At 71.4% G+C, this 24,064-nt stretch carries 20 protein-coding genes; 13 read left to right on the top strand and 7 right to left on the bottom strand.

Going from position 1 to position 24,064, the window contains the following annotated elements; translation table 11 throughout:
- Position 1 precedes the first annotated feature (1 nt).
- The 10 genes from FBY35_RS26760 (at position 2) to lgt (ending at position 8,467) form a co-directional block, all read left to right on the top strand.
- Positions 2 to 1,486 carry an anthranilate synthase component I gene (locus FBY35_RS26760; RefSeq protein ID WP_142216527.1) on the top strand — a complete coding sequence of 495 codons (1,485 nt, stop codon included), beginning with the start codon at positions 2 to 4 and terminating at the stop codon, positions 1,484 to 1,486.
- Between the two features lie 17 nt (positions 1,487 to 1,503).
- Entirely contained in the window at positions 1,504 to 2,151 is a 648-nt protein-coding gene (locus FBY35_RS26755) for a TIGR02234 family membrane protein (protein WP_142216526.1), read from the top strand.
- A gap of 111 nt (positions 2,152 to 2,262) precedes the next feature.
- Positions 2,263 to 2,535 (top strand): HGxxPAAW family protein, encoded by a 273-nt coding sequence (locus FBY35_RS26750; RefSeq protein ID WP_142216525.1) that lies wholly within the window; start codon positions 2,263 to 2,265, stop codon positions 2,533 to 2,535.
- Between the two features lie 94 nt (positions 2,536 to 2,629).
- The gene (locus FBY35_RS26745) at positions 2,630 to 3,070 is read left to right on the top strand and encodes a DUF2752 domain-containing protein (RefSeq protein WP_142218184.1); all 441 of its coding nucleotides are present in this window, start codon (positions 2,630 to 2,632) and stop codon (positions 3,068 to 3,070) included.
- Between the two features lie 123 nt (positions 3,071 to 3,193).
- Complete coding sequence (gene trpC / locus FBY35_RS26740) at positions 3,194 to 4,003, top strand: indole-3-glycerol phosphate synthase TrpC (protein ID WP_142216524.1); 810 nt, start codon at positions 3,194 to 3,196, stop codon at positions 4,001 to 4,003.
- 6 nt (positions 4,004 to 4,009) lie between these two features.
- Entirely contained in the window at positions 4,010 to 4,246 is a 237-nt protein-coding gene (gene trpM, locus FBY35_RS26735) for a tryptophan biosynthesis modulator TrpM (protein ID WP_260848826.1), read from the top strand.
- Positions 4,247 to 4,413: 167 nt separating this feature from the next.
- A complete protein-coding gene (gene trpB, locus FBY35_RS26730) occupies positions 4,414 to 5,655 on the top strand; it encodes a tryptophan synthase subunit beta (RefSeq protein WP_142216523.1) in 1,242 nt (413 codons plus the stop codon).
- Positions 5,652 to 6,485, top strand: coding sequence for a tryptophan synthase subunit alpha (gene trpA / locus FBY35_RS26725; RefSeq protein ID WP_142216522.1), 834 nt, complete (start codon positions 5,652 to 5,654; stop codon positions 6,483 to 6,485). The genes trpB and trpA overlap by 4 nt, the downstream gene beginning before the upstream one ends.
- Positions 6,486 to 6,547: 62 nt before the next feature.
- Positions 6,548 to 7,384 carry a thioredoxin domain-containing protein gene (locus FBY35_RS26720; RefSeq protein ID WP_142216521.1) on the top strand — a complete coding sequence of 279 codons (837 nt, stop codon included), beginning with the start codon at positions 6,548 to 6,550 and terminating at the stop codon, positions 7,382 to 7,384.
- Positions 7,385 to 7,492: 108 nt separating this feature from the next.
- Complete coding sequence (gene lgt, locus FBY35_RS26715; protein WP_142216520.1) at positions 7,493 to 8,467, top strand: prolipoprotein diacylglyceryl transferase; 975 nt, start codon at positions 7,493 to 7,495, stop codon at positions 8,465 to 8,467.
- Between the two features lie 68 nt (positions 8,468 to 8,535).
- Here lgt and FBY35_RS26710 read toward each other — a convergent pair whose 3' ends face one another.
- The 7 genes from FBY35_RS26710 to FBY35_RS26680 form a co-directional block, all read right to left on the bottom strand.
- Entirely contained in the window at positions 8,536 to 9,342 is an 807-nt protein-coding gene (locus tag FBY35_RS26710) for a CoA ester lyase (protein ID WP_142216519.1), read from the bottom strand.
- Positions 9,339 to 10,550, bottom strand: a complete 1,212-nt coding sequence (locus tag FBY35_RS26705; RefSeq protein ID WP_142216518.1) for a CaiB/BaiF CoA-transferase family protein — start codon at positions 10,548 to 10,550, stop codon at positions 9,339 to 9,341. The genes FBY35_RS26710 and FBY35_RS26705 overlap by 4 nt, the downstream gene beginning before the upstream one ends.
- Positions 10,547 to 11,431, bottom strand: a complete 885-nt coding sequence (gene rbsK, locus FBY35_RS26700; protein WP_142216517.1) for a ribokinase — start codon at positions 11,429 to 11,431, stop codon at positions 10,547 to 10,549. The genes FBY35_RS26705 and rbsK overlap by 4 nt, the downstream gene beginning before the upstream one ends.
- Positions 11,428 to 12,798 carry an ADP-ribosylglycohydrolase family protein gene (locus tag FBY35_RS26695; RefSeq protein WP_142216516.1) on the bottom strand — a complete coding sequence of 457 codons (1,371 nt, stop codon included), beginning with the start codon at positions 12,796 to 12,798 and terminating at the stop codon, positions 11,428 to 11,430. Before FBY35_RS26695 ends, rbsK begins: the two co-directional genes overlap by 4 nt.
- Positions 12,795 to 13,958 (bottom strand): ADP-ribosylglycohydrolase family protein, encoded by a 1,164-nt coding sequence (locus FBY35_RS26690; RefSeq protein WP_142216515.1) that lies wholly within the window; start codon positions 13,956 to 13,958, stop codon positions 12,795 to 12,797. The genes FBY35_RS26695 and FBY35_RS26690 overlap by 4 nt, the downstream gene beginning before the upstream one ends.
- Positions 13,924 to 15,408, bottom strand: coding sequence for an ADP-ribosylglycohydrolase family protein (locus FBY35_RS26685; RefSeq protein ID WP_399209490.1), 1,485 nt, complete (start codon positions 15,406 to 15,408; stop codon positions 13,924 to 13,926). The genes FBY35_RS26690 and FBY35_RS26685 overlap by 35 nt, the downstream gene beginning before the upstream one ends.
- Before the next feature lie 227 nt (positions 15,409 to 15,635).
- Entirely contained in the window at positions 15,636 to 16,670 is a 1,035-nt protein-coding gene (locus FBY35_RS26680; protein ID WP_142216514.1) for an ADP-ribosylglycohydrolase family protein, read from the bottom strand.
- Between the two features lie 222 nt (positions 16,671 to 16,892).
- Here FBY35_RS26680 and FBY35_RS26675 point away from each other — a divergent pair, with 222 nt between their 5' ends.
- From FBY35_RS26675 to FBY35_RS26665, 3 genes are all read left to right on the top strand, one after another.
- A complete protein-coding gene (locus FBY35_RS26675; protein ID WP_142216513.1) occupies positions 16,893 to 17,621 on the top strand; it encodes a VIT1/CCC1 transporter family protein in 729 nt (242 codons plus the stop codon).
- Between the two features lie 376 nt (positions 17,622 to 17,997).
- The gene (gene gltB, locus FBY35_RS26670) at positions 17,998 to 22,563 is read left to right on the top strand and encodes a glutamate synthase large subunit (RefSeq protein ID WP_142216512.1); all 4,566 of its coding nucleotides are present in this window, start codon (positions 17,998 to 18,000) and stop codon (positions 22,561 to 22,563) included.
- Positions 22,556 to 24,016, top strand: coding sequence for a glutamate synthase subunit beta (locus tag FBY35_RS26665; protein ID WP_142216511.1), 1,461 nt, complete (start codon positions 22,556 to 22,558; stop codon positions 24,014 to 24,016). Before gltB ends, FBY35_RS26665 begins: the two co-directional genes overlap by 8 nt.
- Positions 24,017 to 24,064 lie beyond the last annotated feature (48 nt).

Here is a 24,064-nt window from a genome sequence, read left to right as displayed (position 1 = left end):
CATGGATCTCGAGACCTTCCGCAAGCTGGCCGCCGACCGCCGTGTGATCCCCGTCAGCCGTCGTCTTCTCGCGGACGGCGACACCCCGGTCGGGCTCTACCGCAAGCTCGCCGCCGAGCGGCCCGGCACCTTCCTCCTCGAATCCGCCGAGAACGGCCGCTCCTGGTCGCGCTACTCCTTCATCGGCGTACGCTCCGCCGCGACGCTCACCGAACGGGACGGCTCGACCCACTGGCTCGGCACCCCGCCGGTCGGCGTCCCCGTCGACGGCGACCCGCTCCAGGCCCTGCGCACCACCGTCGAGACGCTGCACACCCCACGCGACCTCGCCTCCGGCATGCCGCCCTTCACCGGCGGCATGGTCGGCTATCTCGGATACGACATCGTCCGCAGGCTGGAGAAGATCGGCCCCGGCGAGCGCGACGACCTGAAGCTCCCCGAGCTGACCATGCTGCTCACCTCGGACCTGGCCGTACTCGATCACTGGGACGGCACCGTCCTGCTGATCGCCAACGCGATCAACCACAACGACCTCGACACCGGCGTCGACGAGGCATACACGGACGCCGTCGCCCGCCTCGACGCCATGGAGGCAGACCTCGCCCGGCCGCTCGCCTCCGCGCCCGCCGCGCTGCCGCCCTCCGAACTGCCCGTGTTCACCGTGCCCTGGGGCGGCAAGGACTACCAGGACGCCGTCGAGGACATCAAGGAGCGCATCCGGGCAGGCGAGGCCTTCCAGGTCGTGCCCTCCCAGCGCTTCGAAACCCCGTGCAGCGCCGGCGCGCTGGACGTCTACCGGGTCCTGCGGGCCACCAACCCCAGCCCGTACATGTACCTGTTCCGCTTCGACGGCTTCGACGTCGTCGGCTCCAGCCCCGAGGCCCTGGTCAAGGTCGAGGACGGGCACGCCATGGTCCACCCGATCGCCGGGACCCGGCCGCGCGGCGCGACCCCGCAGGAGGACCAGGCACTCGCCGACGAGCTGATGGCCGACCCCAAGGAGCGCGCCGAGCACCTGATGCTCGTCGACCTCGGCCGCAACGACCTGGGCCGGGTCTGCGAGCCCGGCAGCGTCGAAGTCGTCGACTTCATGACGATCGAGCGGTACTCCCACGTCATGCACATCGTCTCGACCGTGACGGGCCGTGTCGCCGAGGGCCGTACCGCCTTCGACGTGCTGACCGCCTGCTTCCCCGCGGGCACGCTCTCCGGTGCCCCCAAGCCCCGCGCGATGCAGATCATCGACGAGCTGGAGCCCTCGCGCCGCGGACTGTACGGCGGCTGCGTCGGCTATCTCGACTTCGCGGGCGACTCCGACACCGCGATCGCCATCCGCACCGCGCTGCTGCGCGACGGCACCGCATTCGTGCAGGCCGGAGCCGGTGTCGTGGCCGACTCGGATCCGGTGGGGGAGGACACCGAGTGCCGCAACAAGGCGGCGGCGGTGCTCCGCGCCGTCCATACGGCGAACCGCCTCACTCGGTGAACGGGCGGTAAGGGATAGTGGGGTATGTGACTGCTGTACCCGTACCCCAGCCCCGCGCCGCAGCCGCATCCGCCGCAGACAGCAGCCGGCGCAGCCTCGCCGTGGCCCTGCTCCTCGGCGCCGTCGGCGCCACCGTCGTGCTGCTCTCGTCCGGCCGGACCTGGGCCGAGGGCCGGGCCGCCGTCGGCGGCGGCACCCTGCCGCTCCACGCCGAAGGCAGCGATGTCACCGGCGTCCCGACGGCCCTCGCCATCGTCGGCCTGGCCGCCCTCGTGGCGGTCTTCGCCGTCCGTCGCGCCGGCCGGCTGCTGGTCGCCGCCCTGCTCGCCCTCAGCGGCGCGGGCGCGGCGCTCGCCGCCTTCCTCGGGGCGTCCGACAGCGCGGCCCTCGACGAGAAGGCGGCGAAGACGACCGGCGACACGGCTGCCACGGTCGACGCCCTCACCCACACCGCCTGGCCCTATGTGGCCGTGGCCGGCAGCCTGCTGATCCTGCTCGCGGGCCTGCTCGCCCTGCGGTACGGCAAGCAGTGGCCGGCCATGTCGGGCCGCTACGAGCGCGACGGCACCCCCCGGCCCCGCAAGGCCGCGGTCGTGGACCCGGACCGTCCCGAGGACCTGTGGAAGGCCCTGGACCGTGGCGAGGACCCGACACGCGAGGCGTGAGCCACCCCACGTCATCGCATGCCGTGGCGTACGGGACAATGAGAACCGAGCCCAACGGCTCACCGCAGCGCAACAGGTCACCCCAGAGCATCATCGACGAGGAGCAAACTCATGGCGGGCAGCAGCCACGGACACACCCCGGCCGCCTGGACCGGTGTCACCATCTCGTTCATCGGCTTCTGCATCGCAGGCGTCTTCATGGTGGCGGCCAATCCGCTCGGCTTCTGGGGCGGAATTGCCGTCGTTCTCCTCGGCGGCATCGTCGGCGGCGCCATGAAGGCCGCGGGTCTGGGCATGCCGAAGGAGACCGGGGCGCAGGTGGCGCCCGGGACGCAGCAGGCCACGGCCACCGCGCAGCCTGCCGCCGCGCAGACCTCCGCCTGAGACGGGCACACCACAGCTGAGCGAGGAAGGCGCAGCCCGGCACGGCCGGGCTGCGCCTTCCCGTACGAACGGGCAGAATCACGGGGTGGACACCATGCCTTCCTCGCCTTTTTCCGCCGGGCCCGCACCCGCCCCGGCTCCGCTCACGCGGCGCCTGGTGACGCCCCTGGCCACCCTGGCCGGGGTCGCCGCGGCCTTCGCGTACGTCGGCACGGTCGATCCAGGCGAGCCGGGCCACTACCCGGTCTGCCCACTGCTGCGCATCACCGGTGTCTACTGCCCCGGCTGCGGCGGGCTGCGCAGCGCGCACGCCTTCATCCACGGCGATCTGACCGGCGCGCTCGGCTCCAACGCGATGGCCGTCGCGGGCTACGGAATCTTCGCCGTGGTGTGGGTGACGTGGCTGGTACGCGCCGTACGAGGCGAGCCCATGCGGATCGCCGTCGCAGGTGTCTGGTGGTGGACGCTCGGCGGTGTTCTGCTGATCTTCAGCGTGGTCCGGAACCTTCCATTCGGCTCTGTGCTTGCGCCCTGAGCGCTCACCGAAGTCCCAGGTAGTGGGACAGAGGCCAACCGGATGTGAGCCCGGAGCCGTGCTGCGGATACCATCGACTTGGCTGATCCTGAACCATCACCGTCCCGGAAGGGGGCCGCTCGCGTGAGTGTGCTCGACGAGATCATCGAAGGCGTGCGCGCGGACCTCGCAGAGCGGCAGGCGCGCGTCAGCCTCGACGAGCTCAAGGAGCGCGCCGCCAAGGCTCCCGCGGCCAAGGACGGCGTCGCCGCACTCCGCGGCGAGGGCGTCCATGTGATCTGCGAGGTCAAGCGGTCCAGCCCGTCCAAGGGCGCGCTCGCCGCGATCGCCGACCCGGCCGGACTCGCCGCCGACTACGAGGCGGGCGGCGCGGCCATCATCTCCGTACTGACCGAGCAGCGCCGCTTCGGAGGATCCCTCGCCGACCTCGAAGCCGTCCGGGCCAAGGTCGACATCCCCTTGCTGCGCAAGGACTTCATCGTCACCGCGTACCAGTTGTGGGAGGCCAGGGCGTACGGCGCCGACCTCGTGCTGCTGATCGTCGCCGCGCTGGAGCAGGAAGCCCTGGTCTCGCTCATCGAGCGGGCCGAGTCCATCGGGCTCACCCCGCTGGTCGAGGTCCACGACGAGGACGAGGTGGAGCGCGCGGTCGAGGCCGGAGCAAAGATCATCGGTGTCAACGCCCGCGATCTGAAGACGCTCCAGGTCGACCGCACCACCTTCGAGCGGGTCGCCCCCGAGATCCCGGCGCGCATCGTCAAGATCGCCGAGTCCGGTGTGCGCGGTCCGCACGACCTGATCGCCTACGCCAACGCCGGCGCCGACGCCGTTCTCGTGGGTGAGTCCCTTGTCACCGGCCGTGACCCCAAGTCGGCCGTCGCCGACCTGGTCGCCGCCGGGGCCCACCCCGCCCTGCGGCACGGGCGGAGCTGACCCGAGATGACCGTCCGCCGCGCCTGCCGACCGACCACCACCCCGGGCCGCCGCCCGGGGCTGGCCGGCGTGCGCGCCGGACTGCCCGCCCGTGACCCGCACGCGCCGCTCGCCCGCGGCTGCAAGCCGCGCGGCTGCCGCGCACCCGCCCGCCGGGTCCACGGCCGTCGGGTGCGGTACGTGATCGGTTCCGAGCCGGGCCAGGTCAACGGCATGCGATGGCGCGGGGGCTGCGCGCGCTAGGCGGTTTCCCGCCTTCCCCTTCTCGAATCGGGGCTTCGCCCCCGGACCCCGGATGCGGGCTCCGGCCGCATGTCCACGAACGCCGGACGGGCCGAAATCTCGCGCGCGCACACCGCGTCCCTGCACACCAGACTTGGGGCATCAGCCCTGACAAGGAGCACGTCGCCATGTCCAGCGACTTCTTCATCCCGGACCCGGAGGGTCACGTCCCCAGCCCCGAGGGCTACTTCGGCGCCTTCGGCGGCAAGTTCATCCCCGAGGCCCTCGTCGCCGCCGTCGACGAGGTGGCCGTCGAGTACGACAAGGCCAAGTCCGACCCCGCCTTCGCCGCGGAACTCAACGACCTGATGGTCAACTACACGGGCCGTCCCAGCGCGCTGACCGAGGTGCCCCGGTTCGCAGAGCACGCCGGCGGAGCCCGGGTCTTCCTCAAGCGGGAGGACCTCAACCACACCGGCTCGCACAAGATCAATAACGTGCTCGGCCAGGCCCTGCTCACCAAGCGGATGGGCAAGACCCGCGTCATCGCCGAGACCGGCGCGGGCCAGCACGGCGTCGCCACCGCGACCGCCTGCGCCCTCTTCGGCCTCGAGTGCACGATCTACATGGGCGAGATCGACACCCGCCGCCAGGCCCTCAACGTGGCCAGGATGCGGATGCTCGGCGCCGAGGTCATCCCCGTGACCTCGGGCAGCAGGACCCTGAAGGACGCCATCAACGAGGCGTTCCGCGACTGGGTCGCCAATGTGGACCGTACGCACTACCTCTTCGGCACGGTCGCGGGCCCGCATCCCTTCCCCGCGATGGTCCGTGACTTCCACCGCGTCATCGGTGTGGAGGCCCGGCGCCAGATCCTTGAGCGCGCGGGTCGGCTGCCGGACGCGGCCGTCGCCTGCGTCGGCGGCGGATCGAACGCGATCGGCCTGTTCCACGCCTTCATCCCCGACGCGGATGTCCGTCTCGTCGGCTGCGAGCCCGCAGGCCACGGCGTCGAGTCGGGGGAGCACGCGGCCACCCTGACGGCGGGCGAGCCGGGCATCCTGCACGGCTCGCGGTCATACGTCCTGCAGGACGAGGAGGGCCAGATCACCGAGCCGTACTCGATCTCGGCCGGACTCGACTACCCGGGCATCGGCCCGGAGCACTCCTACCTCAAGGACAGCGGGCGCGCGGAGTACCGCGCGGTGACCGACGACGAGGCGATGCAGTCGCTTTCGCTGCTGTCGCGTACCGAGGGCATCATCCCGGCGATCGAGTCGGCGCACGCGCTGGCCGGTGCGCTGGAACTCGGCAAGGAGCTGGGCAGCAACGGGCTGATCCTGGTCAATCTGTCCGGCCGTGGCGACAAGGACATGGACACCGCCGCCCGTTACTTCGGGCTGTACGACGGCGAGGGGGACACGAAGTGAGCGGCGCTGCATTCAACGGCGGCAAGGTCCGGCTGTTGAGCGACACCCTGGAACAGGCCAGGAACGAGAACCGGGCCGCGCTCATCGCGTACCTCCCGGCCGGCTTCCCGACGGTCGACGGCGGGATCGCGGCGGTCAAGGCGGCCCTCGACGGCGGCGCGGACGTTGTCGAGGTCGGGCTGCCGCACAGCGACCCCGTCCTCGACGGCCCCGTCATCCAGACCGCCGACGACATCGCGCTGCGCGGCGGCGTCAAGATCGCCGACGTGATGCGTACGGTCCGCGAGGCGCACGAGGCCAGCGGCAAGCCCGTCCTCGTCATGACGTACTGGAATCCGATCGACCGGTACGGCATCGAGCGCTTCACCACCGAGCTCGCCGAGGCGGGCGGCGCGGGCTGCATCCTGCCGGACCTGCCGGTCGAGGAGGCAGGCACATGGCGGGAGCACGCCGAGAAGCACGGCCTCGCCACGGTCTTCGTCGTCGCGCCCAGCAGTAAGGACGCCCGGCTCGCGAAGATCACGGCGGCCGGTTCCGGCTTTGTGTACGCGGCCTCGCTGATGGGCGTCACCGGCACCCGCGAGTCCGTGGGCGCACAGGCTAAGGACCTGGTGCGGCGCACCCGCGCCACCACGGAGCTGCCGGTATGCGTGGGCCTCGGCGTCTCGAACCCCGAGCAGGCCGCGGAAGTCGCTTCCTTCGCCGACGGCGTCATCGTCGGGTCCGCTTTCGTCAAGCGGCTCCTCGACGCACCCGACGAGGCCGAGGGCCTGGTCGCGGTGCGGGAACTGGCGGCAGAGCTCGCCAAGGGCGTGCGCAGGGGCGCGTAGCTCGTACGAGTGGATCTGGGACCGGGGAGGCGTGCACGGCCTCCCCGGTTCGTTTGTGGAATGTGAGCGAGAAGAACCAGGAACGGAAGCGGACCGCGCGAGAGCGGATCCAGCAGGAACGCGAGCAGGAGAAGGCGCGTGAGAAGCGGCGACGGCTGCTGATCGTCTCGGCGGCGGTGGTGGGCGTCCTCGGCCTCGCCGCCGTGATCGGGGTGATCGCGGCCAATGCGGGAAAGAAGGACGGCGGTTCCGACGCCGGTCCGCTCCAGGCGCCCGCGGGCGTGCAGGGCAAGGACCAGCTCGCCATCCCGGTGGGCGCGAACGACGCCCCCTCGACGCTCACGGTCTGGGAGGACTTCCGCTGCCCGATCTGCGCCCAGTTCGAGAACGCCTTCCGGGACACGATCCACGACCTCGAGGCAACAGGCCAGCTCAAGGTCCAGTACCACCTCGCCACCATCATCGACGGGAACGTGGGCGGCAGCGGTTCGCTGCGCGCCGGGAACGCGGCGGCCTGCGCGCAGGACGTCGACAAGTTCGCCCCGTACCACGACGTCCTCTACCAGAACCAGCCGCCCGAGACGGAGGACGGCTTCGGCGACAACGGCAAGCTGATCGAGCTCGCGGGAAAGGCGGACGGCCTCGACACCCCCGCCTTCCGCTCCTGCGTGGAGGACGGCACGCACGACACATGGGTGCAGAAGTCGGCCACCGCATTCACCAAGAGCGGCTTCCGCGGCACGCCGACCGTGCTGCTCAACGGGGAGACGGTCTTCCCGAACAAGGACGGCGAGCAGATCTCCCCGGCCAACCTGAAGAAGTGGGTCGCCGAGGCGAACAAGGGCAAGAAGCCGGGCACCCAGCGGGCCACACCCACCCCGAGCGCCCCCGCCTCCTGAGCGCTCGCGTGCTCCACGGTCTCGCGCGGCCGGGGCAGTGCCCGTTATCCAGACGTTGCCGGGTGGGTTGCCGTACGTCCCACCCGGCAGGGTAGCGTCGGTCCTGCCATGGAACTTGCCTACATTCCCAGCCCGTCGACCGGAGTGATCCATCTCGGACCGCTCCCGCTGCGCGGCTACGCGTTCTGCATCATCATCGGCGTCTTCGTCGCCGTCTGGTACGGCAACAGGCGCTGGATCGCCCGGGGCGGCAAAGCCGGCACCGTGGCCGACATCGCCGTCTGGGCGGTGCCCTTCGGTCTCGTCGGCGGCCGGCTCTACCACGTGATCACCGACTACCAGCTGTACTTCAGCGACGGTGAGAACTGGGTCGACGCCTTCAAGATCTGGCAGGGAGGCCTCGGCATCTGGGGGGCGATCGCCCTGGGCGCCATCGGTGCCTGGATCGGCTGCCGCCGCCGCGGGATCCCGCTGCCGGCCTGGGCGGACGCCCTCGCGCCCGCCGTCGCCTTCGCGCAGGCGATCGGACGCTGGGGCAACTGGTTCAACCAGGAGCTGTACGGCAAGAAGACCGACCTGCCCTGGGCCCTCAAGATCACTGAGGGTACGAACCGCGAGGCGGGCCTGTACCACCCGACGTTCCTGTACGAGTCGCTGTGGTGCATCGGCGTCGCGCTGCTGGTCATCTGGGCCGACCGCCGCTTCAAGCTGGGGCACGGCCGGGCATTCGCGCTGTATGTCGCGTCGTACTGCGTGGGCCGGGCCTGGATCGAGTACATGCGCGTCGACGAGGCGCACCACGTTCTGGGACTGCGCCTCAATGTGTGGACCGCGATCGTCGTCTTCGTGCTGGCGGTGACGTACATCGTGATCTCGGCGAGGGTGCGGCCGGGGCGCGAGGAGGTCGTCGAGCCGGACAGGTCCGCGAAGGCGGCACCCGCTGCCGCCGGTGACGCCCCGAGCGACGAGGCTCCCGTGGATGAGGCCGGGGACGGCGATCCTGCGGACGGTGACGAGAAGCCTGAGGCGGACGCGGACGGCGACGTGGCTTCCGCCGACTCGGAGTCGGCAAAGAAGAGCTGACCGCGGGGACAGCGCGCGACAAGGCCGCCGGGACGAGAACGTCCTGGCGGCCTTGTCGTTTTCGGAGCTCACTTCCATGGGCCCTCGCGGCACGAGAGGGCAAGCGTCCGCCGCGCTGCCGCCACGATCGCCGCGTCGACGAAGCGGCCGTCGGGCAGGGCGAGTGCGCCCTCGTCCGTTGCGGCCGCCTTGACGATCTCCTCGGCCGCCTCGATCTCCTCCGGCGTGGGGCGGAACGCCCGCTCGATGACGGGGAGTTGGCGGGGGTGGATGGCTGCCCGGCCCATGAAGCCCAGGGCGCGGCCGTGGGTGCAGGAGGCGTAGAGGGCGTCCAGGTCGCGGATGTCGGGGAAGACGGACTGTGCCGGAGGCGCGAGACCGGCCGCGCGGGCGGCGACCACGATGCGGGTGCGCGGCCAGTCGAGGGATGTGCCGTCACGTACCCCCAGGTCCGCGCGGAGGTCGGCCTCGCCGATGGCGATGCCGTGCACCGCGGGGTGGGCGGTGGCGATCGCGTACGCGTGCTCGATGGCGATCGCCGATTCGAGGAGCGGATAGAGGGGGACGCCCGGGGCGAGGGCCGCGATCTGCCGGATGTCAGTGGCGTGTGCGACCTTGGGAATACGCAGAGCACAGAGGCCCGGAAGTGCGGTGAGGGCCTCGATGTCGTGGGGGGTGTTGATGCGGACATGGACCGGAAGGGTCTGGGGGGAAGCGAGGAGTTCGGCGGTGGCGGCCAGCGCGTATTTCTTGCGGTCGCGGGAGACGGCGTCCTCGAGGTCGACGATCACCACGTCGGCGCCGGATGCGAGTGCCTTGTGCACGACTTCGGGTCGGTCCCCGGGGGCGTACAGATAGGTGAGCGGGGTGGTCATAGGGCGCCCTGGGTGCGGAGTGCGGCGATATCGGCCCGGGACAGGCCGAGTTCGGTGAGGACGGCATCCGTGTCGGCGCCGTGCGGCCGCCCCGCCCAGCGGATGGCGCCGGGGGTCTCGGAGAGCCGGAAGAGGACGTTCTGCATACGGAGGGGGCCCAGTTCGGGGTCGGGGACCTCGGCGATGGTGCCCAGCGCCTGGTACTGGGGGTCGTCCATGACGTCCCGGACGTCGTAGACCGGGGCGATCGCGGCTTCGGCCTTCTCGAAGGCGGCCATGGCTTCGGCGCGGGTGCGCCGCGCGATCCAGCCGCCGACCGCTTCGTCGAGTACCTCGGAGTGCTCCGCGCGTCCGCTGCCGGTGGCGAACCACGGCTCGTCGATCAGCTCGGGGCGGCCCACGAGATGCATGACGCGTTCGGCGATGGACTGCGCGGAGGTGGAGACGGCCAGCCAGGAGCCGTCGGCCGTGCGGTAGGTGTTGCGGGGGGCGTTGTTGAGGGAGCGGTTGCCGGTGCGGGTCTGTACGTAACCGAGCTGGTCGAACCAGAGCGGCTGCGGGCCGAGGACCGTCAAAATCGGTTCGATGATCGCCATGTCGACGACCTGGCCACGACCCGTGACGGTGCGGGCGGCGAGCGTGGTCATGACGGCGTAGGAGGTGGCGAGCGCGGCGATCGAATCGGCGAGGCCGAACGGAGGGAGGGTGGGCGGCCCGTCGGGCTCGCCCGTGATGGAGGCGAAGCCGCTCATCGCCTCGGCGAGGGTGCCGAAGCCCGGGCGGTGCGAGTACGGGCCGAACTGCCCGAAGCCGGTGACGCGGGTGAGGACGAGACGGGGATTGGCACTGCTCAGCTCCTCCCAGCCGAGCTGCCACTTCTCCAGGGTGCCGGGGCGGAAGTTCTCGATGATCACATCGGCGGTGGTCGCGAGGCGCAGGAGGGTCGCGCGGCCGCCGGGGGAGGACAGATCGAGGGTGATGGTGCGCTTGTTGCGGCCTAGCAGCTTCCACCACAGGCCGACTCCGTCCTTGCCGGGGCCATGTCCCCGGGAGGGGTCGGGGCGAGTGGGGTGCTCGATCTTGACGACGTCCGCGCCGAAGTCGCCGAGCATGGTGGCGGCGAGCGGGCCCGCGAAGAGAGTGGCGAGGTCGAGGACGCGCAGCCCCTGGAGGGGAGAGGGAGCCGGGCGCGTCGGCTGTGCCGTCATGAGGCGTCGATCTCGGGGCGGTAGGGCATGGAGGTGGAGGCTCCCGGGCGCTGGACGCACAGGGCGGCGGCCGCGGATGCCCAGGCGAGGGCCTGTTGTACGGGTTTGTCCTCGCCGAGCGCGACGGCCAGTGCGCCGACGAAGGTGTCACCGGCGCCGGTGGTGTCCACGGCGGTGACCTTGGGTGCGGGGACGGTGAAGGGCGTCGCCTCCCGGCTCGCGTACAGGCAGCCCGCCGAGCCGAGCGTGATCACCACCGCGGGGACCTGGCGCAGCAGGGCCTCGGCTGCGGCGTGCGGGTCGGTGACGCCGGCGAGTGTGGCCGCCTCGTGCTCATTGGGCACCAACAGGTCAGTGGCGGCGAGCAGTTCGGGAGGCAGGGGCTGGGCGGGGGAAGGGGTGAGGACGGTCCGTACACCGTGGCGGCGTGCGGCCTCGGCGCCGTCGAGCACGGCGCTGAGGGGGAGTTCGAGCTGGAGCAGGAGCGTGTCGGCGGTGGCGATGAGGGCTTCGTCGCCGGGAGCGAGGGAGGTGACGGTTCCGTTCGCGCCGGGGATTACGACGATCGAATTGCCGCCCTCGTCGTCGACGACGATGTGCGCGGTGCCGGAGGGGCCCTCGGCCGTGCGCAGGAGATCGGTGTCCACGCCGGAGGAGACGAGGGTCCCCCGCAGGCGCCCGCCGAACTCGTCCGAGCCGACGGCGCCGATCATCGCGACATCGCCGCCGGCGCGGGCGGCTGCGACTGCCTGGTTGGCGCCCTTGCCGCCCGGGATCGTGCGGAACTCCCGTCCCGTGACGGTCTCCCCGCGCTTGGGTGCGTTGGCGACGTAGGCCACCAGGTCCATGTTGGTGCTGCCGAGCACCGCGATGACGGTCATGGGCGGAGTACCTCCTGGTGAGTGAGGTGGGCGAGGGTGTCGAAGCCGATGCCGTCGAATCCGGCGACGGAGGTGGCGAGACGGTTCTTGAGCGGGTCGGTCCAGCGGCTGGGGAGGGCGTCGGGGCGGCCGGCGAGCAGGCCCGAGAGGGACCCTGCGGTCGCGCCGTTGGAGTCGGTGTCCCATCCGCCCGAGACGGCACGGCAGATGGAGCCGGTGAAGTCGCCGTCGGCGTGGGTGAGGGCCGCCGCGAGGAGGGCGGCGTTGGGGACGGCGTGGACCCAGTGGTAGTGGCCGAGTGCTGCATGCAGATGGTCCACGACGGTGTCGAAGCCGGGTTCGTCGCGGGCGGTGTCGATGCCGAACCGGACCGCCCGCGAAAGGCGGGAGCGTGGGGGAACGACGGTGAGTCCGGCGGCGAGGGCGTCGTGCACATCGGCCGTGCCGCCGGCCGCGGTGGCAAGGGCGGCGGCGATGAACATCGCGCCGTAGACGCCGTTCGCGGTGTGGGTCAGGGACGCGTCGCGGTGGGCCTGCGCGGCGGCGGCCGCCGGGTCGCCGGGGTGCGTCCAGCCGTGGATGTCGGCACGGATGGCGGCGCCGATCCACTCCCGGAAGGGGTTGCGGCGGGCGGCGGTGAGCGGGGGTTCGAGGCCGGAGAGGAGATTGCGGTACGCGATGCGCTCGGCGGTGAAGGTGCGGCCGGCCGGGAGCTCGTCGAGCCACAGCTGTGCGAGTTCGGCGGTGGTGAACGCCTTTCCGTGGCGCTGGAGGAGAAGGAGGTTCAGCAGGGGGTAGTTGAGGTCGTCGTCCTCGGGCATGCCGTCGATGTTCTCGGCGAGCGAGGTGGCGGCGGAACGGCGGTTCCAGGGGTGGGCGGCGGCGAGTTCAGGGGGGAGGCCCCTGGCGGTGAACCAGGTGGTGAGGGGCCAGTTTCCGGTGGCACGGGCGAGGGCGCGGATGCCGTGGAGGGGGAGCTTTTCGACGGGCTTGCCGAGGAGACAGCCGACGGCGCGGCCGAGCCAGGCGGCATGGAGGGCGTCCGGGCGGCTGGGGGCCGGGGGCGTCGCGGGCGGGGCGGGCCAGGCGGGGCAGGCAGCGGTGATCAGCGTCAGGGGTGTTGGCTCGTACTCCGTCAACGGGGAAGGAAGCAGGGCCAGTTCGTCCAGGAACTCATGGGCCCGGGCGCGCAGGTGCGGGGGTGCGGGGGTGGGGGACGCTCCGGCGCGGGGTGGGGCCAGGGGGCCGCCCGCCCGGATCCAGCGGCTGCGGATCTCCCGCACGTCGCGGCCGTCCTCCTCTGCCTGGCGCAGTTCATGGCCGACGAGGTCCTCCGGCTGGACCCAGGTGAGGCGCAGGCCCGTCATGGCAGGTCCGTCAGCCGGGCGAACGCCGACTCATGGGCCCGGCGGCGCTCGCGGTCACGGGTGAAGATCTCCCGGGCGACCACGGCCAGTTCCCGGGCCGGGGCGTGCAGGTCGATGCGGCTGGCCTCGGCCACCGTCTTCGCCCAGTCGCTCGGCACCGCGGACTCCCCGTTCATTGCGCCCGCGATCGCTCCGGCCATGGAGGCGATCGAGTCACAGTCGCGCCCGTAGTTGACGGCTCCTAGGACCGTATGGCGGTAGTCGCCACTGCCGACCATGAGCATGCCCAGGGCGACGGGCAACTCCTCGATGGAGTGCAGCCGCGAGGGGCGGCGGGAGGCGAGGGAGGGGGAGCGGTAGTCCGCGCCGACCGTGTCGAAGGGGGCGACCGCGGCGCGCAGCGGAGCCAGCGCCGCTTCGAAGTCCGAGTACTGCGCGGCAACTTCCGCGACCTCCTCGATCGCTGCCTGCGTACCGTCCTTGGCGAGGGAGAGCACGGTGTCGATCACGGTAGCGGGGGTGGCGTCGGGAAGACAGGCCGCCGCGACCGCCGCGGCGAAGACGCCCGCCGCCTCGCGGCCGTAGGAGGACTGGTGGGCGCCGGCGATGTCGACGGCCTCGGCGTAGGCGGCGTTCGGATGGGCCGCGTTGACCAGGCCGACGGGGGCCATGTACATCGCCGCGCCGCAGTTGACGATGTTGCCGACGCCTGCCTCGCGCGGGTCGTTGTGGCCGTAGTGGAGCCGGGTCACCATCCACTTCTCGGCCAGGAATACACGGTGCAGCGGCAGCGCCTCCGCCTCCAGCTCCGGGATCCAGCGGGGGGTCGAGATCAGGTCGGGGACCAGATGGTCGGCGACGGCGTACGCGTCGAGGTGGTCGCGGACGGTGGCGTACACACGGACCAGAGCGTGCGTCATCAGGGTGTCGTCGGTGATGTGTCCGTCGCCCTTGTGATAGGGCGCGATGGGGCGGGCCGTGCGCCATTCGTCGCCGTGCCACGGGCCGACGATGCCGTGGACGCGGCCGCCGTGCCGCTCCACGATCTGCTCGGGGGAGTAGCCCTCGACCGGGCCGCCGATTGCGTCACCGACTGCCGCGCCGATCAGGCTGCCGGTGATCCGGTCATCGAGTGTCAGCGTCGCGAGTGTCGTCGTCATGTCGGAATTGTCCACCCGGGGCGGTCAGTTCCGTGTGTGCGAGCAGCCCGGCGAGTTCGACGAGATCCGTTCCGGCGAGGCGGGGCAGCGCGCAGCCGGCGAGCGTGCGGCAGGCGTCGCGCCAGGTGACGGGGACGGAGTCACCGCCGCCGAGTGCGCCGGTCAGCGCGCCGACGAGGGCCGGGGCGGAGTCGGCGACACGCGACAGACAGGCGGCGGCCGGCACGGCCTCGGCGACCCGGCCGCGGGCGGCGAGGGCGAGAGCGAGGGCGACGGGGACGGTCTCGGCGGCGGCGATGCCATAGCTGTAGACGTGGTCGACGATCTGGTGCTCCAGCAGGGGCACGAGTTCGAAGGCGCCCGCAGAGTCGCGGGCGAGCTTGACGGCGTGGTGGGCGTTGCGGCCGATCTCGGTGGCGTCGGGGAGCTCGGCGAGTGCGGCGTCGACGGCGGCGTCGACACCCGCCCCGCCAAGCGCGGCGGCGACCGCCGCGGCCATGGCCCGGGAGCCGTGAACTCCGTCGCCGTCCTGGCTGTAGCGGGCGTCGAACTCGGCGAGTTCGGCGGCGGCGGCCGGGTCGCCGGGGTGGACGACGGCGAGAACCGCGCCGCGTACGCAGGCGGCGTCGTCGAAATAGTGCGGGTTGTCGTGGCCGGTGGCGGGCGGGCGCAGTCCGGTGGCGAGATTGCCGAGACCGGCGCGTACGGAGATACGGGCGCGGAGGGGGAGCACGGCGGACTCGACCTCGGGAGCGCGGTCGGCGGCCGCGGCGACCTCGCTGGCGAGCGAGTTCCAGGCGAGATCGACCGCGGCCCGCATACGCCGGCCGGGGCCGAGCCCGGCGAAGAGATCCCCGGCGGCGGTGAGTACCGTCTCGGCGGCGAAGGCGGCCCATTCGGCGTCGTCGGAGGGGCCGAGACGGAGGGGTTCGGGTGGCTGGTTCAGGGCGATGGGGACGGGGAGGGTGGTGGTGGCGTTCTGCTCGGCGAAGGTGTCGAGCTCACGGGTGAGCCGCCGGGTCCACTCGGGCATCCGCGCGGCCCGATGCCGCGCGGCGGGCCACCCGGCGGCGTCCCCGGCGGCGAGCCCGATGAGCAGCCCTTCGATGGGCCGGGCCGGGCGCTTTCGCTGGGCCGCGCGGGTGGGCAGGCCCACGGTCCCCCGGCGAGCGCCCGCGGTTCCGCATGAGCCGTGCGCACCTGCGAGGGCCGCCGCCGGGGGCGCCGACGGGTGGCCCTGCGCGCTGCTCGGTGCTCCGGACGTGCGGGCTGCGGTGCCCGCGGGCTCCGCCGGGGCCGCGCCCGGGCGGAGTGCTTCCGGGGCAGGTGTGCGGCCCGCGGTGACGACCGGCGCTCCGCGCGAACCGTCCGCGGCTTCGGTCCCGCCACGCGGCCCCGCTGTGGCCGTCGTACCGCCGGAGCGGCCCGTCCCGGCCGCCGTGTCGCGCAGGGCTGTCGTATCGCCGGAGCTGCCGTCCGTCCCGGCCGCCGTGTCGCGCGGCGCCTCATGTGAGCCCCGCGTACCGGCCGTCACGGTCGTTCCGCCCGCAGCGCCGCACCCCGGATCGGCCGGGCCGGTCGGGCCGCAGTCCGTGACGCGCGCAGCGGCCGCGGTGGCGCCCGGCAGTCCGTCGGGGGCCGACACTGCGGGCCCGGCCGGTGTCCCCCCTGCCGGCGTCATCGCGTCACCTGGGCGTCGTCGTCCGGGGTCAGCAGCTCCGCGATGTCCAGGACGTGGTAGCCCCTCATCGACGGGAGGCAGCTGCCGCGGACCGGGCCGATCGCCGAGGACCACGTCGTGGGGATCGCCGACGCTCCCGACAGGGCGCCTGCGAGGGCGCCTGCCACCGCTGCCGTCGTGTCCGCGTCGCGGCCCATGTTGACCGCCGTCAGGACCGACGTACGGAAGTCGCCGCGCGCCGCCGCGAACGCGCCGAAGGCCAGGCCCACCGCCTCCGGGGCCAGGTCCGTCCACGGGTAGCCGCCGATCACCACCGCCGAACGGACGGAGCGTTCCATCGCCAGGGTGTCCGCGTGGGTGCGCTGGGCCGCCACCACAGCGCGGCGCAGGGAGCGGGCCGTCCAGGAGTCCATGGGAACGACGGACAGTGCGGCGCCGATCACCGAGGCCGGGCCGCCGCCCGCCATCGCGGCCGCCACACCCGCCGCCACCGCCTGGCCGCCGTAGATGCCCTCGCCGTCGTGGCTGACGCTGCCGTCGATCGCGACCAGTCGCGCCGCCTCCGCCGGGTGGCCCGCCGCGAAGACCCCGAACGGCGCCGCCCGCATCGCCAGGCCGTCGCTCCATGCGTGGCGGTGCTGGGCCGAGATGGGGGCGGCGAGCCCGCGCCTGAGATTCTCCAGAGTGCCGCGTTCACTGAAACCCGCACCCCGGAACGGGCCTTCGTCCAGGTCCGCGATCCAGTGGTGCCACGCGTTCTCGACATGCGCGACGGTCAGAGCCGAGCCGTGCCGCGCCAGCAGCAGGCCCGAGAAGATCGCGTACTCCGTGTCGTCCGTGCCCGCCGGGTCGTCGCTCACGAAGCCCTCGATACGACCCCATCTGAGGCGGATCTCGGACGGCCGCATGTTCTCGGCAGGAGCCCCGAGTGCGTCGCCCACCGCGAGGCCGAGCAGTGCGCCACAGGCCCGATCGCGCAGAAGCGAGGCGTTCTCGGCCGGATCAACGGGATTGCATGCAATCAACTCCATGGGGCGGGCCCCTTTCGCGCGCACCGAGCCTGTTCTTGCATCTGTGCCACGCGCGGCGGGCAACGAGTCTGAGAACCAAGCCTGTCACCCGCTCGACGTCACCCGCTCGCCCCCAGGTAAGTACGGCCTGCCTTGCTGGCGCGGCCCTTACAACGTGCGTAGTTTCGAGGGGGTCGGAGGGGGCGCGGACCATCGGGTCCGCTGCCGGAAAAGGGGAGAGCTGTGTCCATCATCGAAACCGAAGCCGCGCTTCACGTGGCGCACCGGGACAACCACACCCACCGTGATGTCAACGGCGGCTGGCTGCGGCCCGCGGTCTTCGGTGCGATGGACGGACTCGTGTCCAACCTCGCCCTCATGACCGGTGTGGCCGGCGGCGCCGTGTCCCAGCAGACCATCGTCATCACCGGTCTCGCCGGTCTCGCGGCGGGCGCGTTCTCCATGGCCGCGGGCGAGTACACGTCCGTTGCCTCGCAGCGCGAGCTGGTGGAGGCCGAACTCGACGTCGAGCGGCGGGAGTTGCAGGGGCACCCCGTCGACGAGATGGAGGAGCTGGCCGCCCTCTACGTCGCCCGTGGCGTCGAGCCCGCGCTCGCCCGCGAGGTGGCGATGCAGCTCTCCAGGGATCCGGAGCAGGCGCTGGAGATCCACGCCCGCGAGGAGCTCGGCATCGACCCGGACGACCTCCCGTCGCCGACCGTTGCCGCCGTCTCGTCGTTCGGTTCGTTCGCACTGGGCGCGCTGCTGCCCGTACTGCCCTACCTGCTCGGCGCGAGTGCTCTGTGGCCCGCGGTGCTGCTCGCCCTCGTCGGGCTCTTCGCCTGCGGCGCCCTTGTCGCCCGGGTCACCGCGCGCAGCTGGTGGTACAGCGGAGTGCGCCAGCTGGTCCTGGGCGGCGCGGCCGCTGCCCTCACCTACGGACTCGGCACGCTCTTCGGTGCGGCAGTCTGACGCGTCCGGACTGCCGGCCCGCGTGCGCCCCCGCGCCCGCGGGCCGAAAGTTGTGACGTACGCCCTCTACGAAAACCGCGCCAGGTGCGACACTATGCAAGGCGCTACATAAGTAGCCGTTACTTCGCGGTTTCGAGCCCGTGACCACCGGGCATGAGCCGTAGACGCGGCGGGCAATGAAGCCTGCTCTGCGACGGGTCCACTGACAACGATCTGTTTGTGTGACTCACCTCCACCGCCTCGGGCGGTGTCCGCATGTTGGAATGACCTATCCGCTTTCTGAGAAGCACTCCATCATGTAATCTGCACGAAATTTCGCAGAGGGCCAACGTCGTCCCTCGGCAGTGAACATGCCACGACGACGACGGGAGAGCCGATGCGTTCCGACGCCTGGTCGCCCATGGACGGTCGCCCCGCCCCTCAGGGGATGTACGACCCCCGTAACGAACACGACGCATGCGGCGTCGGGTTCGTGGCCACCCTCACCGGTGTTGCCAGCCATGAGCTGGTCGAACAGGCGCTGACCGTCCTGCGGAATCTTGAGCACCGCGGCGCCACCGGCTCGGAGCCGGACTCCGGCGACGGTGCGGGAATCCTGCTCCAGGTCCCGGACGCCTTCCTCCGCGAGGCGGCCGGCTTCGAGCTCCCCGAGGCCGGCTCCTACGCCGTCGGTATCGCCTTCCTCCCCGCCGAGAACAGCGAGGACGCTGTCTCACGCATTGAGACGATCGCCGCCGAAGAGGACCTGAACGTCCTCGGCTGGCGCGAGGTCCCCGTCACCCCTGACCTCCTCGGCAGCGGCGCCCGTGCCACCATGCCCGCCTTCCGTCAGCTCTTCGTGGCCGACGGGGTCGGCAGCAAGGGCATCGAGCTCGACCGCAAGGCCTTCGTGCTCCGCAAGCGCGCCGAGCGCGAGGCCGGGGTCTACTTCCCCTCGCTCTCCGCCCGGACGATCGTCTACAAGGGAATGCTCACGACGGGGCAGCTGGAGCCCTTCTTCCCGGACCTCTCCGACCGGCGCTGCGCCACGGCCGTCGCACTTGTCCACTCGCGGTTCTCGACGAACACCTTCCCGAGCTGGCCGCTGGCCCACCCGTACCGCTTCGTCGCGCACAACGGCGAGATCAACACGGTCAAGGGCAACCGCAACTGGATGCGCGCCCGTGAGTCGCAGCTCGTCTCGGACCTCTTCGGTTCGCAGAAGCTGGAGCGGATCTTCCCGGTCTGCACGCCGGACGCCTCCGACTCCGCGTCCTTCGACGAGGTGCTCGAGCTCCTTCACCTCGGTGGCCGTTCGCTGCCCCACTCCGTGCTGATGATGGTCCCCGAGGCGTGGGAGAACCACGACTCCATGGACCCGGCCCGTCGCGCCTTCTACCAGTACCACTCCACGATGATGGAGCCCTGGGACGGCCCGGCCTGTGTCACGTTCACCGACGGCATCCAGGTCGGCGCGGTCCTGGACCGCAACGGACTTCGTCCCGGCCGCTACTGGGTCACCGACGACGGGCTCGTGGTCCTCTCCTCCGAGGTCGGCGTCCTGGACATCGACCCCGCCAAGGTCGTCCGCAAGGGCCGCCTCCAGCCCGGCAAGATGTTCCTCGTCGACACCGCCGAGCACCGCATCATCGAGGACGACGAGATCAAGTCCTCGCTCGCCGCCGAGAAGCCGTACCGCGAGTGGCTGGAGGCCGGTGAGATCGAGCTCGAGGACCTGCCCGAGCGCGAGCACATCGTCCACACCCACGCATCGGTCACCCGCCGCCAGCAGACCTTCGGTTACACCGAGGAGGAGCTGCGGGTCATCCTCGCGCCGATGGCCAGGACCGGCGGCGAGCCGCTCGGCTCCATGGGCACGGACTCTCCGATCGCGGCCCTGTCCGAGCGCCCTCGACTGCTCTTCGACTACTTCACCCAGCTGTTCGCGCAGGTCACCAACCCGCCGCTGGACGCCATCCGCGAGGAGCTCGTCACCTCGCTGCACTCCTCGCTGGGCCCGCAGGGCAATCTGCTGGAGCCGACCGCGGCCTCCTGCCGCAGTGTCACCCTGCCCTTCCCGGTGATCGACAACGACGAGCTGGCCAAGCTCATCCACATCAACGCCGACGGCGACATGCCCGGCATGACCGCCGCGACGCTGTCCGGCCTCTACCGCGTGAGCGGCGGCGGCGACGCCCTCGCGGCCCGTATCGAGGCGATCTGCGCCGAGGCCGACGCGGCCATCGAGGACGGCGCCCGCCTGATCGTCCTGTCCGACCGGCACTCCGACGCCGAGCACGCGCCGATCCCTTCGCTGCTGCTCACCTCGGCCGTGCACCATCACCTCATCCGCACCAAGCAGCGCACCCAGGTGGGGCTGCTGGTCGAGGCCGGTGACGTCCGTGAGGTGCACCATGTCGCGCTCCTCATCGGATACGGCGCTGCCGCCGTCAACCCGTACCTCGCGATGGAGTCGGTCGAGGACCTGGTCCGCGCCGGTACCTTCATCGAGGGCCTGGAGCCCGAGCAGGCCATCCGCAACCTGATCTACGCGCTGGGCAAGGGCGTCCTGAAGGTCATGTCCAAGATGGGCATCTCCACGGTCGCCTCCTACCGCGGCGCGCAGGTCTTCGAGGCCGTCGGCCTGGACGAGGCATTCGTCGAGAAGTACTTCAACGGCACCGCCACGAAGATCGGCGGCGCCGGTCTCGAGGTCGTCGCCAAGGAGGTCGCGGCCCGGCACGCCAAGGCCTACCCGGCCTCCGGTATCGCCGCGTCCCACCGCGCGCTGGAGATCGGCGGTGAGTACCAGTGGCGCCGTGAGGGCGAGCCGCACCTGTTCGACCCGGAGACGGTCTTCCGGCTTCAGCACGCCACGCGCACCAAGCGGTACGACATCTTCAAGAAGTACACGGACCGCGTGAACGAGCAGTCCGAGCGGCTGATGACGCTGCGCGGCCTCTTCGGCTTCAAGTCCGAGGCCCGGCAGCCGATCCCGGTCGACGAGGTCGAGCCGGTCAGCGAGATCGTCAGGCGCTTCTCCACCGGCGCGATGAGTTACGGATCGATCTCTCGCGAGGCGCACGAGACCCTCGCCATCGCCATGAACCAGCTGGGCGGCAAGTCCAACACCGGTGAGGGCGGCGAGGACGCGGACCGTCTGTACGACCCGGAGCGCCGCTCCTCCATCAAGCAGGTCGCCTCCGGCCGCTTCGGTGTGACCTCCGAGTACCTGGTCAACGCGGACGACATCCAGATCAAGATGGCGCAGGGCGCCAAGCCCGGCGAGGGCGGCCAGCTGCCCGGCCACAAGGTCTACCCGTGGGTCGCCAAGACCCGGCACTCCACCCCGGGCGTCGGTCTGATCTCGCCGCCGCCGCACCACGACATCTACTCCATCGAGGACCTGGCTCAGCTGATCCACGACCTCAAGAACGCCAACCCGCTCGCGCGTATCCACGTGAAGCTGGTGTCGGAGGTCGGTGTCGGCACGGTCGCCGCGGGTGTCTCGAAGGCGCACGCGGACGTCGTCCTCATCTCCGGCCACGACGGCGGTACCGGCGCCTCGCCGCTGACCTCGCTGAAGCACGCGGGTGGTCCCTGGGAGCTCGGCCTCGCCGAGACCCAGCAGACGCTGCTGCTCAACGGCCTGCGCGACCGCATCGTCGTGCAGACCGACGGCCAGCTGAAGACGGGCCGCGACGTCGTCATCGCCGCGCTGCTCGGCGCCGAGGAGTTCGGTTTCGCGACCGCGCCGCTCGTCGTCTCCGGCTGCGTCATGATGCGCGTCTGCCATCTGGACACCTGCCCGGTCGGCATCGCCACCCAGAACCCGGTGCTGCGCGACCGCTTCTCCGGCAAGGCCGAGTACGTCGTCAACTTCTTCGAGTTCATCGCCCAGGAGGTCCGCGAGCTCCTCGCCGAGCTGGGCTTCCGTACGATCGAGGAGGCCGTCGGCCACGCCGAGCTGCTCGACACGGACCGGGCCGTGGACCACTGGAAGGCGCAGGGACTCGACCTCGAGCCCCTCTTCTACGTCCCCGAACTGCCGGACGGCGCAGTGCGCCACCAGCTGATCGAGCAGGACCACGGTCTGGAGAAGGCCCTCGACAACGAGCTGATCGAGCTCGCCGCCGAGGCGCTGAACGCGCCCGGCGCCGAGGCCGCCCAGCCGGTCCGTGCTCAGATCTCCATCCGCAACATCAACCGGACCGTCGGCACCATGCTCGGCTACGAAGTGACGCGGAAGTTCGGCGGTGCGGGCCTGCCCGACGACACCATCGACATCACCTTCACCGGCTCGGCCGGGCAGTCCTTCGGAGCGTTCCTCCCGCGCGGTGTGACACTGCGGCTGGAGGGCGACGCCAACGACTACGTCGGCAAGGGCCTCTCCGGCGGCCGCGTCGTCGTCCGCCCGGACCGGGGGGCCGACCACCTCGCCGAGTACTCCACGATCGCGGGCAACACCATCGCCTACGGCGCGACCGGCGGCGAGCTGTTCCTGCGCGGCCGCACCGGCGAGCGCTTCTGCGTCCGCAACTCCGGCGCCACGGTCGTCTCGGAGGGCGTGGGCGACCACGGCTGCGAGTACATGACCGGCGGTCACGCGGTGGTCCTCGGCGAGACGGGACGCAACTTCGCGGCCGGCATGTCCGGCGGTGTCGCCTACGTCATCGACCTCGACCGCGACAGCGTCAACTCCGGGAACCTCTCGGCGATCGAGCCGCTCACCGACTCCGACAAGCAGTGGCTGCACGATGTCGTGCGCCGCCACGAGGAGGAGACCGGCTCGACGGTCGCGTCGAAGCTGCTGGCCGAGTGGTCCGTCGCGGTGGACCGCTTCAGCAAGATCATCCCGACCACGTACAAGGCAGTGCTCGCCGCCAAGGACGCCGCTGAGCTCGCCGGTCTCTCCGAGCAGGAGACCACCGAGAAGATGATGGAGGCGGCGACCAATGGCTGACCCCAAGGGCTTCCTGACCACCGGCCGTGAGATCGCCAGGACCCGTCCGGTGGGCGAGCGGCTGAAGGACTGGAACGAGGTCTACGTTCCGGGCTCGCTGCTGCCGATCATCAGCAAGCAGGCCGGGCGCTGCATGGACTGCGGCATTCCGTTCTGCCACAACGGCTGTCCGCTCGGGAACCTGATCCCCGAGTGGAACGACTACGCCTACCGCGAGGACTGGCAGGCGGCGTCCGAGCGGCTGCACGCCACGAACAACTTCCCGGAGTTCACCGGCCGCCTGTGCCCCGCTCCCTGCGAGTCGGCCTGCGTCCTCGGCATCAACCAGCCCGCCGTCACCATCAAGAACGTCGAAGTCTCCATCATCGACAAGGCATGGGACACGGGCGACGTCAGGCCGCAGGCGCCTGACCGCCTCTCCGGCAAGACGGTCGCGGTCATCGGCTCCGGCCCGGCGGGCCTGGCCGCCGCCCAGCAGCTGACCCGGGCCGGCCACACCGTCGCCGTGTACGAGCGCGCGGACCGCATCGGCGGACTGCTGCGGTACGGCATCCCCGAGTTCAAGATGGAGAAGGTGCACATCAACCGCCGCATCGAGCAGATGCGCGCGGAGGGCACCAAGTTCCGTACCGAGGTCGAGATCGGCCGCGACATCGATGCGGCGAAGCTGCGGCGGCGCTACGACGCGGTGGTCATCGCCGCCGGCGCGACCGTCTCTCGCGACCTGCCCGTGCCGGGCCGTGAACTCAGCGGCATCCACTTCGCGATGGAGTACCTGCCGCTCGCCAACAAGGTGCAGGAGGGCGACTTCGTGGCTCCTCCGATCACCGCGGAAGGCAAGCACGTCGTGGTCATCGGCGGCGGCGACACGGGCGCGGACTGCGTGGGCACGGCCCACCGCCAGGGCGCGGCCTCGGTCACCCAGCTGGAGATCATGCCGCGGCCGGGCGACGAGCGGAACACCAATCAGCCCTGGCCGACGTTCCCGATGCTCTACAAGGTCACCTCCGCGCACGAGGAGGGCGGCGAGCGGGTCTACTCCGTCTCGACGACGCACTTCGAGGGCGACGAGGACGGCAACGTCCAGTTCCTGCACCTCATCGAGGTGGAGTTCGTCGACGGCAAGCTGACCCAGAAGCCGGGCACGGAGCGCAGGATCCCGGCGCAGCTGGTCACGCTGGCGATGGGCTTCACGGGCACGGACCAGGCGAACGGCCTGGTCGAGCAGTTCGGCCTGGAGCTCGACGAGCGGGGCAACGTGGCGCGGGACGCGGACTTCGCGACGAACGTCGACGGCGTGTTCGTCGCGGGCGACGCGGGCCGCGGCCAGTCGCTGATCGTGTGGGCGATTGCCGAGGGCCGCTCGGCGGCGCGTGGTGTGGATCGCTATCTGACGGGCGCGAGTGAGCTTCCGGCTCCCATCCGTCCGACGGACCGTGCGCTGACGGTCTGAGCCCGGCCTCAACAGCCGTCCCGTACAAAGGCGTACGGAACTGATCGT

This window comes from Streptomyces sp. SLBN-118, assembly GCF_006715635.1.
Classification (GTDB): domain Bacteria; phylum Actinomycetota; class Actinomycetes; order Streptomycetales; family Streptomycetaceae; genus Streptomyces.
This window is presented reverse-complemented; position numbering and strand designations above follow the sequence as displayed.